The organism is Microbispora sp. NPDC049633 (assembly GCF_040675265.1).
Classification (GTDB): domain Bacteria; phylum Actinomycetota; class Actinomycetes; order Streptosporangiales; family Streptosporangiaceae; genus Microbispora; species Microbispora maris.
Genome location: NZ_JBFAOO010000002.1, coordinates 81,100 through 94,021, shown reverse-complemented (window position 1 = coordinate 94,021; position 12,922 = coordinate 81,100). Strand labels below are relative to the sequence as shown.

The window sequence follows — 12,922 nt, the reverse complement described above, 5'->3', positions numbered from 1 at the left end:
TGGAGCCCCAACCAGAGCGGCCCCCGCCGGAGCAGGGGCCGCGCTCGGCCTACTTGACCAGCTTCTCCAGGTCGGACAGGTTCAGCACCTGCTCGCCGCCGTTCTCGTCCTCGGCGTAGGTGACATAGTCAACGCCCGGCCGCGAGGCCCTGCGCGCCGCCACGTAGGCCCTGACGCGGTCCCTGGCCGTCTGGGCCTCGTCGGCGGGCGGGGACAGCCGGGCGGCCACCTCGCGGGCGATCTGGTCGAACACTGCGGGGTCCATGCTGCCCTCGGCGAACATGCTGGCCACGAACTCCATCCACGTGCTCGACAGCGCGCCGTCGGACTTGCGGACGAGCTGTCCGTGAAGGACCCAGGAGCGGTGCTGACGGAAGGTTCCGCCGGTCGACCAGCGGATAGTCATCCGCTGCGGCCGGTAGGTGCGCCCGGCCGCCGACACCAGGACGTCGTCCTCGGTCACGTCGGTGAGCTGGACGTTAACCTCGTGGATGGCGGTCTCGGTCTCGTACTTCACTGGTCATTCTCCTTCTCGATGGGGGCGGCGCCCATGGCCTGCAGCCAGGCGACCCACAGCTTCTCGGCCAGCTCCTCGCCCGCCTCGTGGTTCTTGACCGGCCACGTCTTCTTCGTGTATCCGGGGAGGACGCACCCCAGCAGGTTGGTGCTCGCGCCCTTGTGCGTGCCCCAGGTGATGCTGAACACGGGGACGCGGTTGATGAAGCCAGTGTGGATCTTGTAGAAGTCGTCCGACTCACCCCAGGCGAGGCGGCGGCCGGGCTTCGGCCGGGGCTTGTCCCAGTCGGTCACCCACTCGCCGTCGACCTGCTTGACGACCAGCACCTTCCAGCACTCGAACTGCAGCGCGGTCGGGGCCACCGTGCCGTCCTCCCGGACGAGCCGGACGGTGACGTACTTGCGGCCGGTCTTCTCGACCTCGTACCGCTGCTCGTGGCCGATCTCAATGACGAAGTCGCGGGCCTCGATCGGGCGGCCCTTCTTGTCGTGCAGCGTCACCGGAACAGCTCCTTGCCGTTATAGACCTTCAGGGTGATGCCAAGCTTCTCGCAGCGGGCGCGCGTCTTGTCGCCGATCTTCTTCCAGTACTGGAAGTCGACGACCTCCATGCTCGCCAGCTTCTCGTCGGAGTGCATCTCGATCAGCACCGCCGTGCGGACGTCGAGCAGGGCGTTGGTGTAGGGGCAGAAGATCTGGTGCTGGACGGCGGTACGGACGGCGGCGCGGTCGATCGCGCGCTCGGGGTCCATGTCGCCGAGGAGGACTGCGCCGATGTCGGCGGACGTCTCGTCTTCCATTGCCGTTTCCCTTCCTTTGTGGTGGTAGGACCAGCATAGCGCACCTCCACGCGCATTGCAACCCATGTGGCGGATTGAGCCGAAGAAGGGCCCCCGCCCGGAAGCAGGGGCCCTGACCAGCGGCTACGCCTCGGGGGCGTACTTCAAGCCGGGGATCTCGCTCCACCACGCGTTGTAGCGGGTGCCGTCGGAGCGGTTCATCAGCGGCTGCTTCGCCCCGGTGTCGGGGTCGGTGAAGGCGCCGTCCCAGTACCAGTTGAAGCCCTGGGCGTCCACGAAGTTCATCGACAGGTCCCACTGGTTGCCGTCGGGGTCGTGGACGATGTGGTGGAGGTCGTCGCTGGTGTAGTACCAGTCGGCCGACTTCTTCAGCTCCGGCTCGGCGTCCTCCGGCGTGTAGACCGGCCAGATCGGGCCAGACTCGCGGTGGACCTCGTGAATGGCGCGGAACTGCGCGGTCTCGATGTCCATCAGACCGGGGTTGTCCTTCTTGCCGTACGCGATCCAGCGCCTGCCCTCGGCGTTGGTCCAGATCTGGCCAGGCTTCGGCTCACCGGCCGCAGGGAGGACCGGGGTGATCGTCACGGCCTTGGAACCGCTGGGCCGGAAGATGGACCCACGGAGGGTGGCGCCGTCCGGGCCCGCGTAGTCGAAGAAGACCTCGTCGTCGTCGCTGTGGCGGACGACCCTCGCGTTGAGCACCTGGAGGTGGAAGGTCTCGCCGGTCTCGTACCGGCGGTCAGGCGTGGTGGTCAAGGGAATTCCCTTCAAAACGTGGTGGTTTTGGTGGTTACTTGGTGGCGGCGGCCAGCTCGGCGAGGAAGGCCCGCCGCTCGACAGGGTCGCAGATGGTGCGGCCCTTGGACCCGCCGACGTGGTGGCCGGTCATGCCGGTGATCTCGCCGCATTCGGGGCAGTGGTAGTGGCTGCCCTGCTGGTCGCAGCAGGGCTCGGCCAGCTGGTCGGACCGGCGGATGTGGTGGCGTGCGGTGTGCCGGGCGGCGAAGAACAGGGCGATCCGCCAGTGGCTGGCCGACCCTTCCCTACACTTCGGCTTGTCGCACTTCCAGTGCCAGCGGTCGGCGTCCACGTCCTTCCAGACCCGGCTCCTGAAGCTGACGTAGTGGAAGGTCATCAGCGCGTCACCACGATGCTCGGGGCGTGGGTAGGGAAGTCCTTCACCCCGTCGTCGTAGAACCGGTTGAAGAACGAGTCCAGCTCGTCGAACACGGCGCTTACGCCGTACCGGTTGCACTCGATCGAGTTCAGCTTGCCGACGACCCGGACGAGGAATGCGGCCTCGGCAGCGGTCATCTCCACCTCCAGGCGCTCGGGGTCGCCCGTGTCGTCCAGGTGGATAGTGCGGATCCTCATCTACTCCTCCTTCTCGGCCACGGGGACGACAGTCATCCCGCCCGCGTCGTTCCGGGCGAAGTGGCCGAGCACCGTCAGCGTGCCGTCCAGCTCCAGCCGGACGACCGGCTTGTCCCGCCCGCCGTCGAGGTCCCAGACGTAGACGCCCGGCTGCTCCAGGGACGCCAGGCCGGACTCGAACAGGGCCACCACCGGCTGCCAGAAGTACGGCGGGCGCCGCATCCTCAGATCCTTGGACCAGCGGTCGGCCGCCCACTGCCCGACCCCGCGATCGGTCAGCAGGGGGGCCACGTGGGACTTCTGGTGGGCGACCACCATCATGTTGGCCTGCGGGTGGTGATTGCGCCGCAGGACCGTCTCCATCCAGTCGCCGGGAATGCTCACCATCCCCGTGAAGACCTTCGCCATCTACTCCTCCTTCTCCTCGTCGGCCACCAGGAAGCTGGCCTCCTTGAGCGCGACCAGCACCTCGTACCGCTCCTTGGCCTCCGTCGCGTCCTGCTGGAGGCTGTGGATGTACCGGTGAGCCTCGACGGCGTCACCGGCCTCCAGGTCGGCAAAGAGGTGGTCCGAGTTCGACTTCATCCGCTTGGCCAGGTACAGCATCCGGGCCTTATGACGGTCGACCATCCGCTGGTAGATAGCCCGGTCGCTCGGGTCGGTGGTGGGCATCTACTCCTCCTCCCCCAGGGCCTCGCGGGCCCGCTTGATGATCTCGGTCAGGTTCAGGGTGCGGCGGGCCTCCAGGGCCTCCTCGTCGTCCGGGTCGTCCAGCGCCACCAGCCACCGCGCCAGCGCGTGGGCCTTGCTGTCCTCGATCGCGTCGCCGTTCTCGTCGAACTCGACGACCTCGAACTCGGTGTACGAGGTGATCTTCTTGCGCCGGACGACCTTCTGCGAGTTCCGCAGCCCGGCGGCCGAGAGCGCCCAGTTGTACGGACCCGCCGCCAGCACCTTCTTGTGTCCACGCTTACGACCGAGCGCGAAGTACTCGTACTCCTCGCGCACGCCCTGGTACTCGGAACCCAGCTCGGCCAGCGCGGCCAGTTCCTCGGCCGTCAGGCCGTTGTTCTGCTCCATCAGTGCTCCTCGGGCTTGTTCAGCTTGTCCAGGACGTGGTAGACGCGGTCGGCCGCCATCTCGATCAGCTTCGGGGCGATGCTCCGCAGTGCGGAGTCGGTCAGCGCCTCGAACCGGGCCCGCTCGTACAGCTCGTCCCGCAGCTCGCGGGCGGCCATGATGGAGACCTCGAACACGTACGAGGTGGCCCGGCCGCGCTTCTGCGGCTCTGCCTTTCCAAGCTTCGCGCGCCACTCGTTCTCGGGCTCGGAGTAGCTGGGGTCGTGGGTGCTGATGCCCTGCTCGTACAGCCAGTCGACGATCTTGCCGGGGAGGCGGATCTCAACCTTCTGGCCGTTTCCTTCGCTCATGTAAGTACTGTATCAGCTCTCCACGTGCGTTGCAAGCCATGTGGCGAACGAATCACGAAGAAGGCCCCAGGAGATTCCCAGGGCCCTCGTCGTCCCGACTACCTCGGCTTCGGCCCGAGCGGCTTGGCCGGTGCCAGCACGCGGTGCGCGCCGGTCAGCGGCGCCTCGGCCGGGCCCTTCTCGAACGGCCGGATCAGGATCGGCTTGTTCTCCTCCGACGCGGGGTACCACTGCCAGCGCCAGAACGAGCCGACCACGAACCTCTTGGTCAGCTTCCGCTCGGTCGGCGGCCGGTCGTACCGGCGCTCCGGCCTCGGCCGCATCCGGACCACCTGCACGCCGGACTCCATGCGCGGGTACCGGCGGCGGGCGTGGCCGACCTTCTTGGCCAGCGGCGTCGGCGTCTCCTCCAGCACCAGCAGCCGCTGGCGGATGATGGCGAAGAACGCGGCCAGCAGCTTGACCGGCGGCTCGCGGTAGCGCTTGGTCAGCCGGTTGGTCTCCGGGTCCTTCCATACCTCCCCGCCGTCCTCGACCCCGATCCGCCACAGCACCGAGGACGTCGGGTACAGCCGGGGCAGGGTGTCGGGGAACTGGGCCTTCTCGGGGATGTCCCGGATCGCCGAGTACGTGATGATCGAGATCACGTACTTGTCCGGGTCGCTGGTCCCGAAGTACGGGTCGTCCGGCCCGGCCACGTTCCAGGTGATCGCCTGGACCGGCGGGATCCCCTCCTCGGGGACCGGGTGGGTGATCGGCCGGGCGAAGTAGGCGAAGCCGTCCGGGGACAGCATGTCGCTCGGGTAGATCGTCGCCGTCGGGAACGTCCGCACGTCCTGGTCCAGGATCGTCAGCACGTCCTCGTCGGGCACGATGTAGGTCCGGGCGTGCTCCAGGTGGGTGCCATGGAACATCCGGATCTGCTCGGCCGCCCGCATGACCGAGGCCGGGTACGGGCGGCCCGGCTCCACCCCGTGCAGCTCCAGCCCCATCAGCGTCCCGGCCCGCTCGTCGAACCAGTACCGAAGAAGAGAGAGGCGGCCCTTGACCGCCTGCTCTCCGATCTCCTTCAGCGTCACTCGTTTACCCGCTTCACCCGTCCACCACGGCGCTTGCTCTGGCGACTGCGGCTCGGCCGCCAGGCCTCGACCTCCACCGGCCGGTCCCGGAAGTCGGCGCAGTTGTGCGGCAGGCCGTCCAGCCGGTTCGCCCACACCAGCTTGCGCTCGATCTGCGACCCGTAGATCTCGCCGCCGCAGCTCGGGCACGGGCCGAACGTGGTGAACCGGCCGGTCGGCAGGTCCAGCGACGCCATCAGCCGGTCGCGGTCGACCAGCAGCTCCAGCGACTCGGCGCGGAACCGGCCCGGCTGCTCCAGGAGCGTGCGGGTGCAGGCCACGCAGGTCTTGGTGTGGGTGGCGAAGGCAAGGTCGGGGTTGAAGTCCGAGCACCCGTCCCGCAGGACCTGCAGCAGCTCGGGGGTCATCCGCAGCTTCCGCATGAGCCAGTCCGAGACCACTAAGACGTACTCCCCTCGCGCCAGGCGACCACCCGGCGCTCGTTCCAGGCCGGGATGTAGAAGTCCCCCCGGCAGCCGCAGTCGCAGCCGTCCAGCACGCCGCGCCGGATCAGCCGCCGGGCCTTGGCCAGCAGGACCTTCCTCGGCACGCCAGGGAACGCGGCCTCGATGTCCCAGACCAGGGCCCAGTGGTCCTCGCTATCGTTCACCCGCTCGACGGCGGCCAGGAAGCCCTCGTCCTTGATGTCGGCCGCCTTCATTAGATCGTCGCCTTTTCCACGTACGGCTTGCGCACAGCCCACCGCTTGTCGCAGTTGTCGCTGTGCTCGTCGATCTCGTGCTCGCCGGAGGCGGCCAACGCGCACGGCATGCAGCAGTACTGGCTGGCGCTGCTGACGGCTCGGCCGCAGTCGGGCTTGGGGCACTGGTAGTACGGGGCACCGTCGATGTAGACGGGCCACATGATCATGCCGACCTCAGCGGATTCGGGCAGCCCCGCAGCCACCACTTCCGGATCCACTCGCGCTGCCAGTCTGCCAGCTTGTGCGGCATCACGAACGCCTCGACAAACTTGGTCACGCGCTCCACCTGCTCCTCGGGCGGCAGGTCCGCCAGGCGCTCACTCACCGCCGTTCTCCTCGTCGTCCGGCGCGTTCAGGTCGATCTTCCCGATCCGCACCGTCAGGTCGTCGTACTCCGGCATGTTGCAGATACACGCCTCCCGGCGGACGTAGAAGTCGACCGGATGCGCCGTCGCATGAGCGCTGGCCTCGGTGGGGTGATGGTATCCGCTCACCGGCTTGCAGTCGCGGTCGAGGACGATCCAGCAGCCCCCGTCCCAGCCGTGGTTACTCACCGCCGGTCTCCCCTACGAGCGTCCACCTCTCGTCGAGCTTGATCAGCAGCTCGCCCGGCGGGTGGTACTCAGCCGTCAGGCCGCCCGGCACGTCCAGGGCCGCGACCTCGTCAGCCGTCCACTTTCCGTGCTCGGAGACCTTCTGCCGGAACTCGGTGAACGTCGTGCTCTTGTTCTCGAACCGCTTCATCGCCGCCGTCGAGCTGAAGCACACGTAGGGCCAGGGCTCGGCGTCGTCCTCCTGCGCGCGAAGCGCGCCGACGGGCCAACCGAGGCTGTCGGTGGCCGCGAGGTCGGTCAGCTCCACCGGGATCCGGATCGGCCGGTTCATCTCCTCGGCCAGGCGGGCCGCCAGCTCGATCCGGCGCTGCGCGGCCTCGCGCGGGTCCGGCAGCAGCCGCTCGGCCAGATCGGCGAGGAACCGGCCCCGGTCCCACCAGTTCATGGCCCGGCGCTCGTCGACCAGCTCACCGGCCACCCGGATCACCTCGCGCACGCGCTCGGCCTCGGCCTTGTACAGCGCGTCGTGGGTGTAGGCCTCCCGGCCGCCGGAGTGGTCGATCGCCTCGGCGAAGGCCCTGTCGATGTCGTAGCTGTTCATGCGCGTTCCTTCCGCAGCCCTCGGCCGAGGGTGTCGGCCAGCCAGTCGGCCTCGGAGACCGGGCTGCCGTCGGCCAGGATCATCCGCCGCCGGATCAGCGCCACCACGTCGCGCGGCTCGTCGGTGGCGGCCACCGTCTCCGCGTGCCCGTACGCCGAGTAGATCAGCCGGTAGGCCCAGCCGTCCTCGGGGTGGTCGATCATGACGATGTCGACCCAGCCGGTGCCGTCCTCGCCGACCGGAACCCGGACCTGCCGGATACTGCCCTCGACGACCAGCTCGTGGCTGGTGATCCCGGCCTCGGTCAGCGCCCGGCGCAGCTTCTTCACGTTCTCGTCGAGGCTCATGCGAAACTCCTGTCGATCCGGGCCTTCACCAGCACCAGCACGTCGCCGAGGTCGGTCAGCGTGCCGAGCAGCCTCGGCGGCTGGACGCCCTCCACCGTCGTCGCATACAGCCGGACGGCGTCACCGGCCATCGCCACGACCTCCAGCAGGTCGCTGCCCTTCAGCGGGATCGTCACCGAGGGGTCGTTGTAGTTGGTGCCGTACGCCTGGAACTCGATGCGAGCCGATTCCAGCGCCGCGCACAGCAGCTTGAAGTACTCGATCTTCGCCGCCTGGGTCGGGTGGATCACCGCGACTCCTCGACCATCTTGCGGAGGTTGGCCAGCAGGTCGTCCAGGCACTCCTGGTCGAAGTGCCGGATGGCCAGCAGCTGCTGGTCGCTGCGGTGCGCCAGCTGACCCATGCTGGTGATGCCCGCGACGGCCAGGACCCTCTTGGTCTTCTCGTTCAGGCCGTCGAGCAGGCGCCACACCGGGGCCGTCATGTACGGGGCCTTGTCGGCCAGCTCGGCGACCTCGTTCGTCGGCTTGGCCACCACGAGCGTGCCGCCGTCGGCCGCCTTGGCCATCTCCTGCGCCAGCTCCTCGTTGGTCTTGGCCGCGTACGCCCGCACCCGCCAATCCCGGTCCAGCCGGAGCTGGTCGCCGGTCGACAGGTTGATCAGCGTCCCGCAGTCGTCCATGCCGTCAACCGAGGCCAGCTCCAGCATCCAGTGCTCGCGCACGGCCTGCACGACGTACGTCCCGATCTTGCTGCGCTCCAGCTTCGTGACCCGCCAGTCATGCTGCAGCATGACGCCGAGGCTCGGCGCGACGTGCCACTCCCAGCGATCGTTCTCGCTCACGCCGACACCTCCGGCTCCTGGGCCTCGTCGTCGTCCTCGTCGATCGGAGTCTCGAAGATCCCGATCCCGAACTCACCGAAGTACGCGGTCTCCCCGTCGTCCGCCAGCAGCGCGCGGTTCTTCCGCTCCCCCTCGCGCACGTGCCGCAGCATCGTGGCGTGGGCGTCGAGGCCGGTCTCCTCGATCGTCAGGCGGCACGTGTCGGTGAGATAGGCCCGCAGGCCCTTCTTGGCCTTGGCCAGCGACGAGTAGAAGCCGATCTCCTGCTGCAGCGCCCTGTCGTCGCTGCGGTGGCCGAACTGCTCCAGCTTGTAGATGACCTGGTTGTAGCTCACTGGTCCTCGTCCTCCTCGTCGACCGGCCACTCGTTGACCTTGAAGGTGTCGAACCTATTGCAGGCGAACAGCCCGTCGGCCGACACCCGCGACGTCGCCGGGAAGTGCTCCAGGCGGTGCTGGGCCTCAAGGTCCTCGACGGTCCACGGAGTGACGACGATCGGAGCGTCGGGTCCATACACCGTGCGCAGGGCCCGCTCCAGGCCCTTCTTCGCCAGCTCCTCGGTGCTGTGGACGCTCTCGATCGCGTGGTCGATGCTCTCGGTGCGGTCAAGCCACGACTCGACGATGTACACGCGCGGCTCAGCGCTCTTGGTGGAAGTCATGCACCGATCTTACCCACCCGTTACCACCTGCGTACAGGTCTTTCTGGTCAAAATCATGTCTCATCCCTTAGCCTGGAGGGTTCAGAACACACCACGGAGGTTTTTCATGAGCAGTGACGAGGTCACCGTCGTTCCACCCGAGGTCTACGAGGCCATCGAGCAGTCTCTCGATGACCCGCCGGTTCCCAACGAGGCCCTACGCCGCGCCGCCGAGGAGCATCGCGACCTCCTCGACCGCTGATCCAGGGGCTGTCGACCTCCCAGGCGGGGGGCGCAGCCCCTTTTTCACGCCATTTTCCGCGTATTTCCAGCTCGTTGGCCGTCATGGCACGTGTCAGGTCTGAAAATAAGTGTTTGCAGGCCTTTTTAACGCGTCTTATACCTCTGACCTGGCCTGCTAGCACCCACGGAGCGTTAATTACACGGCGTCACCCAGCTTTTTCGTCCCCCCGGCCACTGTCTTGTCAGCCATTCCGTCATCGACGTGGAAGCTCAGGCCCCTTACTCTCCGTAATCGCCACTTAACGGTGGGTAGGGGTCGCTTTTGTCAAGCACAGAACGGTAACAACTGAAAGTTTGTCGCCAACCTACAACGTCACCGAGCGCAAGTAGCCTCGCACACGCTGCGATACAGACATGTCAGGCATACCGGACCACCTCCCAAACGTGGGGAATTTGCGGGGTATCATGCCGCTGACCTGGGAAGACGCGCTTGAACCGCACAATCAGTAGTTGTCAGGCCCTCGCCGAGCAACGCTGTGACCTGCAATGATGCCAGGCGGCCGAGGGCGGCGCCGACGGGCCTTAGCCGGTAGCCGAGCGTGCCGCGCTGGTGACTAGCTGGCGATTTGTAACAATCACCCTTGACAACGGCCACTGTCGGAGACCCTGACAGGGACGAGTGGGCCCACACCCTGACTTACAGGGAGTCGGGGCGGTTGGTCAGTTGGTAGGCCGTCGGCCTGCCGACCGCGTGACATGTCACGCTCCGTGAGCGTTAGCTGGGAGCAAGCACCCTGCAAGCACGTCACCGGATAATCACGTGCCTATCACGGACTGATAAATAGAATTTGCAGCTGCTATTTCCCGGCATGCCTGCACGGCGCCCGCGCCAGTCGGCACGTGGGGACGCTACGTCATGCGTCTATGGGGGATGCCATGGGGGTGTACGGGGCGCCGTCAGCCGTGCCGATTTCCGGGCGCCGATTTGGCCGGTAACAGGCGAGCACGGGGGCGCCGGTAGCAGGGAGCGGGGAAGCTGGCGAGCCTGCCAGCGTGGCGCACGGCGCCGAGCAGAGGGGGGCGCGTGTCGGCAACGGGCGTTGTGTCGGCATGGTGGCCGAGCGTGGCTGTGGCGCCCGTAGGCGTGCCGATTTCCCCCGGACACGGCAGAGCCCCCGACCGTGGTGGTCGGGGGCTGTGGTGGCGCTGTGGGAGCGGCTAGGCAGCGAGCTTGTCCGCCGTGGCGAGGAGTTCCGCGCGCTTGGCTGTGATGCCGTCGGCGAGCCTGCCCGCGATGTCTGCGATCATGTCCGGCACAGGGTACTCGCCGACCAGTTCGTCCGTGTCGATGTACCGGCGCCAGCTGGGCGCCCAACCGTACTGCAGCCCCCAAAGGGACGCGTCGGCGCCGCCGATTTCCACGCCGTTCACGATGGGCGTCACGACCACACCGACAAAGTGCCAGTCGTCGCGGCGCCACGCGGCGATGTCGGCAGGGCTGTAGCAGTCCGCGTCATTGGGCGTGGCGTCCGTGTCGGGGTAGACGTCCACACGGTAGGTGATGCCGTCGCGGGTGATCTCTCGCGAGTCGATCTTGTTCATGATCGGTTCCCTTCGGTGCTGTGGTGGTGGTGGTGGTGGTGGTGGTGGGCGCCCGTCGCCGGGCGCCCGTGGTGGTGGTCAGGCGTTCTCGCGCGTCCTGGCGAGCTGGTGACCCCAGGCGAGGTGCCACGCGGCAACTTCCGTGGGAGCGTTGCCTACCCACGTGCCGCAGAACCGCGCCACGTACGGCCGGTCAAGGTCTCCCGTCCCTTCCTGGCCAACGGTGTACCGATCGTCCCTCACGCCGTCGTCATGCTTCACCGGCCCGTCTTCCCTGGTGACGGTGGCGAACATGTCTCGCCCGCCCCGGTACTCAAAGCAGAACCGGGCACGCCCATAGGTGTTGGCCGCGTAGCCGAGACGCCGGATAGCCCCAACCAGGGTGCGCGACGATCCCCGATACTCGTCGGACGTACCGGCGAACAGGTACCACATCCCATCCTCGTGCTTCCCCCAGAGCGGCAGCGCGCTCTCCGTGCCGTTCTCAACCCAACCGACGGCCTTGTCACGCTCGACCACGTCAACCGAGATCACCACGGGCGCCGCGTCGGCGGGCGCCTGCTCGACCACGGGCGCCGGAGCCTCGACCACGGGCGCCGGAGCCTCGACCACGGGCGTACCGTAGTGGGCCAGGATGGCGTACAGCGCGTCGTCCTGGTCACGGAAGCGCCCCAGGTAGCCGCTACCGCCCGCGTGGTCAGGAACGGTGGCGCGGAAGCGGTCCCCGTCCGCCTCAGTCCAACCGATCAAGTCGCCGTTACCCGTGCGCACGTCAGTACCGCCCTCCTGGTTGGGGAAGTAGCCCGGCTCAAACGGGAGACGGAGCGCCGGGCGGGCGGGCGCCGGAGCCTCGACCACGGGCGCGGGCGCCGGGATCTCCAGATGGCGGTAACCGGCAAAGTTGGTGAGCACGACCATGCGGTAGTTGCACACAAGGGACTCAGCCACGAACGCCGCAAACCCGGCCGATTCCACGGCTGCGATGATCTCGGCACGGTTGGCGACCACGACCGCGCGGGCACGGTCGGTGTGGAGGTGCGCGGTGGTGCCCTCACGCTGCTTGACCCGCTTGCCGTCCACCGTGGCGCGGGTGTAGTCGCCGCTGATCTTGAAGTCTTCCCCCTGGATCAGGCCAAAGGCCCGCAGGGCGCGGGCGAACGCGATTGTCGGCGTCTTTGCGGTGGTGGTGGTGGTCATGATCGATCCCCTTCGACGCGTGGTGAACCTTACATGTTCCATGGTAATAGAACGCCACACGCTTTGCAACCCGTGTGGCGGAGCGAGTGTTGGCAACCGGAGGTCACCGCCGGACGCCCGGACTAGCCGGGCGCCCTACGGCGCCGCCGGGCGCCTAGTTGCTGTCAGCGCGTGCGATGGCCTGGATCAGCCACTCCGGCGACGTGGCCAGGGTGCGCGCGTCGGCATCCCACGACAGCACCGCGCGGGCCGTACGGCTCGCAGCGATGAACCGGGCGGCGCCGCTGGTCATGCTGCGGGGGGACATGGTGAGGTGGGCGACGGTCACCTGTCCGAGGAAATCCACGGCAAGACGGGTGTTGGCCGCGTCAAGAGCGTTGATCACCTGGCAGGCGTTGTTACGGCCGGTGTAGACCGTGGCGAACGTCGCCGGACCGAAAATCGACTCCTCGCCGTGGATCCACGCGACCGACAGCGCGTCGAGGTAGGGCAGGAACGACCCGTGGTCAAGAGCAACGATCGGGCCGTCCGTGTCCGGGTTGTCGGTGTGCGGAATTCCGGTGATCTCCGCGCGGCGCCGGGCGGCTTCCGCCCGCGCTTCCGGCGTGGGGTCCTCAAGCACCCAGCTACCGGCCGTCGCGTCCGCCGCTCCGTCAGTGTTCGCCCACACGCGGCCCACGAATCCGGCCACGTACTCCGGCGAAAGGTCCGCGAGATACACGAATTCCGACGGGATGCGGGCGCCGTTGCGGTCGGTCCGCACGCCGACGATCCATGCCGTTTCGGCGCCGCCCGTTCCAACGGGCAGAATCCGACCGGTCGCCGGGGTGATGGTGGCGCCGCCGTGCTCCAAGGTTGCGGACACGAATTCCGCGACCTCGGCCGGGATGATCGGCGCGGTGGGGAGGGTGTGCGTCATGGGGGTATTCCCTTCGGAACTGTGGTGGTTCGTG

Annotated in this window: 26 protein-coding genes; 1 reads left to right on the top strand and 25 read right to left on the bottom strand. The window is 67.7% G+C overall.

Annotation, left to right across the window (positions count from 1 at the left end; genetic code table 11):
• Window positions 1–49: 49 nt before the first annotated feature.
• From AB0J39_RS01465 to AB0J39_RS01360, 22 genes are all read right to left on the bottom strand, one after another.
• Window positions 50–517, bottom strand: coding sequence for a hypothetical protein (locus tag AB0J39_RS01465; protein WP_363460613.1), 468 nt, complete (start codon window positions 515–517; stop codon window positions 50–52).
• On the bottom strand, window positions 514–1,017 hold the full coding sequence (locus AB0J39_RS01460; RefSeq protein WP_363460611.1) for a hypothetical protein: 504 nt from the start codon (window positions 1,015–1,017) through the stop codon (window positions 514–516). Before AB0J39_RS01460 ends, AB0J39_RS01465 begins: the two co-directional genes overlap by 4 nt.
• Window positions 1,014–1,316: a hypothetical protein gene (locus AB0J39_RS01455; RefSeq protein WP_363460609.1), complete on the bottom strand. Its 303-nt coding sequence runs from the start codon at window positions 1,314–1,316 to the stop codon at window positions 1,014–1,016. The genes AB0J39_RS01460 and AB0J39_RS01455 overlap by 4 nt, the downstream gene beginning before the upstream one ends.
• 123 nt (window positions 1,317–1,439) lie before the next feature.
• Window positions 1,440–2,072, bottom strand: coding sequence for a hypothetical protein (locus AB0J39_RS01450; RefSeq protein ID WP_363460607.1), 633 nt, complete (start codon window positions 2,070–2,072; stop codon window positions 1,440–1,442).
• Window positions 2,073–2,106: 34 nt separating this feature from the next.
• Window positions 2,107–2,451, bottom strand: a complete 345-nt coding sequence (locus AB0J39_RS01445) for a hypothetical protein (RefSeq protein WP_363460605.1) — start codon at window positions 2,449–2,451, stop codon at window positions 2,107–2,109.
• The gene (locus AB0J39_RS01440; protein WP_363460603.1) at window positions 2,451–2,690 is read right to left on the bottom strand and encodes a hypothetical protein; all 240 of its coding nucleotides are present in this window, start codon (window positions 2,688–2,690) and stop codon (window positions 2,451–2,453) included. The genes AB0J39_RS01445 and AB0J39_RS01440 overlap by 1 nt, the downstream gene beginning before the upstream one ends.
• Window positions 2,691–3,098: a hypothetical protein gene (locus AB0J39_RS01435; RefSeq protein ID WP_363460601.1), complete on the bottom strand. Its 408-nt coding sequence runs from the start codon at window positions 3,096–3,098 to the stop codon at window positions 2,691–2,693.
• Window positions 3,099–3,362 carry a hypothetical protein gene (locus AB0J39_RS01430; protein ID WP_363460598.1) on the bottom strand — a complete coding sequence of 88 codons (264 nt, stop codon included), beginning with the start codon at window positions 3,360–3,362 and terminating at the stop codon, window positions 3,099–3,101.
• The gene (locus AB0J39_RS01425) at window positions 3,363–3,770 is read right to left on the bottom strand and encodes a hypothetical protein (RefSeq protein WP_363460595.1); all 408 of its coding nucleotides are present in this window, start codon (window positions 3,768–3,770) and stop codon (window positions 3,363–3,365) included. It abuts the gene before it with no gap.
• A complete protein-coding gene (locus AB0J39_RS01420) occupies window positions 3,770–4,120 on the bottom strand; it encodes a hypothetical protein (protein ID WP_363460593.1) in 351 nt (116 codons plus the stop codon). Before AB0J39_RS01420 ends, AB0J39_RS01425 begins: the two co-directional genes overlap by 1 nt.
• Window positions 4,121–4,218: 98 nt before the next feature.
• A complete protein-coding gene (locus tag AB0J39_RS01415; protein WP_363460591.1) occupies window positions 4,219–5,199 on the bottom strand; it encodes a hypothetical protein in 981 nt (326 codons plus the stop codon).
• Window positions 5,196–5,621, bottom strand: a complete 426-nt coding sequence (locus tag AB0J39_RS01410; RefSeq protein ID WP_363460589.1) for a hypothetical protein — start codon at window positions 5,619–5,621, stop codon at window positions 5,196–5,198. The genes AB0J39_RS01415 and AB0J39_RS01410 overlap by 4 nt, the downstream gene beginning before the upstream one ends.
• A gap of 17 nt (window positions 5,622–5,638) precedes the next feature.
• The gene (locus AB0J39_RS01405) at window positions 5,639–5,899 is read right to left on the bottom strand and encodes a hypothetical protein (RefSeq protein ID WP_363460587.1); all 261 of its coding nucleotides are present in this window, start codon (window positions 5,897–5,899) and stop codon (window positions 5,639–5,641) included.
• The gene (locus AB0J39_RS01400; protein ID WP_363460585.1) at window positions 5,899–6,108 is read right to left on the bottom strand and encodes a hypothetical protein; all 210 of its coding nucleotides are present in this window, start codon (window positions 6,106–6,108) and stop codon (window positions 5,899–5,901) included. The genes AB0J39_RS01405 and AB0J39_RS01400 overlap by 1 nt, the downstream gene beginning before the upstream one ends.
• Window positions 6,105–6,266 carry a hypothetical protein gene (locus AB0J39_RS01395; RefSeq protein WP_363460583.1) on the bottom strand — a complete coding sequence of 54 codons (162 nt, stop codon included), beginning with the start codon at window positions 6,264–6,266 and terminating at the stop codon, window positions 6,105–6,107. Before AB0J39_RS01395 ends, AB0J39_RS01400 begins: the two co-directional genes overlap by 4 nt.
• Window positions 6,259–6,495, bottom strand: coding sequence for a hypothetical protein (locus AB0J39_RS01390; protein WP_363460581.1), 237 nt, complete (start codon window positions 6,493–6,495; stop codon window positions 6,259–6,261). Before AB0J39_RS01390 ends, AB0J39_RS01395 begins: the two co-directional genes overlap by 8 nt.
• Complete coding sequence (locus tag AB0J39_RS01385) at window positions 6,488–7,096, bottom strand: hypothetical protein (RefSeq protein ID WP_363460579.1); 609 nt, start codon at window positions 7,094–7,096, stop codon at window positions 6,488–6,490. The genes AB0J39_RS01390 and AB0J39_RS01385 overlap by 8 nt, the downstream gene beginning before the upstream one ends.
• Entirely contained in the window at window positions 7,093–7,443 is a 351-nt protein-coding gene (locus AB0J39_RS01380) for a hypothetical protein (protein WP_363460577.1), read from the bottom strand. The genes AB0J39_RS01385 and AB0J39_RS01380 overlap by 4 nt, the downstream gene beginning before the upstream one ends.
• On the bottom strand, window positions 7,440–7,733 hold the full coding sequence (locus AB0J39_RS01375) for a hypothetical protein (RefSeq protein WP_363460575.1): 294 nt from the start codon (window positions 7,731–7,733) through the stop codon (window positions 7,440–7,442). The genes AB0J39_RS01380 and AB0J39_RS01375 overlap by 4 nt, the downstream gene beginning before the upstream one ends.
• A complete protein-coding gene (locus AB0J39_RS01370; protein ID WP_363460573.1) occupies window positions 7,730–8,287 on the bottom strand; it encodes a hypothetical protein in 558 nt (185 codons plus the stop codon). The genes AB0J39_RS01375 and AB0J39_RS01370 overlap by 4 nt, the downstream gene beginning before the upstream one ends.
• Window positions 8,284–8,622, bottom strand: a complete 339-nt coding sequence (locus AB0J39_RS01365) for a hypothetical protein (RefSeq protein WP_363460571.1) — start codon at window positions 8,620–8,622, stop codon at window positions 8,284–8,286. The genes AB0J39_RS01370 and AB0J39_RS01365 overlap by 4 nt, the downstream gene beginning before the upstream one ends.
• Window positions 8,619–8,948: a hypothetical protein gene (locus AB0J39_RS01360; RefSeq protein WP_363460569.1), complete on the bottom strand. Its 330-nt coding sequence runs from the start codon at window positions 8,946–8,948 to the stop codon at window positions 8,619–8,621. Before AB0J39_RS01360 ends, AB0J39_RS01365 begins: the two co-directional genes overlap by 4 nt.
• A 106-nt stretch (window positions 8,949–9,054) precedes the next feature.
• Here AB0J39_RS01360 and AB0J39_RS01355 point away from each other — a divergent pair, with 106 nt between their 5' ends.
• On the top strand, window positions 9,055–9,189 hold the full coding sequence (locus AB0J39_RS01355; RefSeq protein ID WP_363460567.1) for a DUF1778 domain-containing protein: 135 nt from the start codon (window positions 9,055–9,057) through the stop codon (window positions 9,187–9,189).
• 1,199 nt (window positions 9,190–10,388) lie between these two features.
• On the opposite strand, the gene AB0J39_RS01350 is transcribed toward AB0J39_RS01355, so the two are convergent.
• From AB0J39_RS01350 to AB0J39_RS01340, 3 genes are all read right to left on the bottom strand, one after another.
• A complete protein-coding gene (locus tag AB0J39_RS01350; protein ID WP_363460565.1) occupies window positions 10,389–10,772 on the bottom strand; it encodes a hypothetical protein in 384 nt (127 codons plus the stop codon).
• Window positions 10,773–10,850: 78 nt separating this feature from the next.
• Entirely contained in the window at window positions 10,851–11,969 is a 1,119-nt protein-coding gene (locus tag AB0J39_RS01345) for a hypothetical protein (protein ID WP_363460563.1), read from the bottom strand.
• Window positions 11,970–12,123: 154 nt separating this feature from the next.
• Window positions 12,124–12,888, bottom strand: coding sequence for a hypothetical protein (locus AB0J39_RS01340; RefSeq protein ID WP_363460561.1), 765 nt, complete (start codon window positions 12,886–12,888; stop codon window positions 12,124–12,126).
• Window positions 12,889–12,922: the final 34 nt, after the last annotated feature.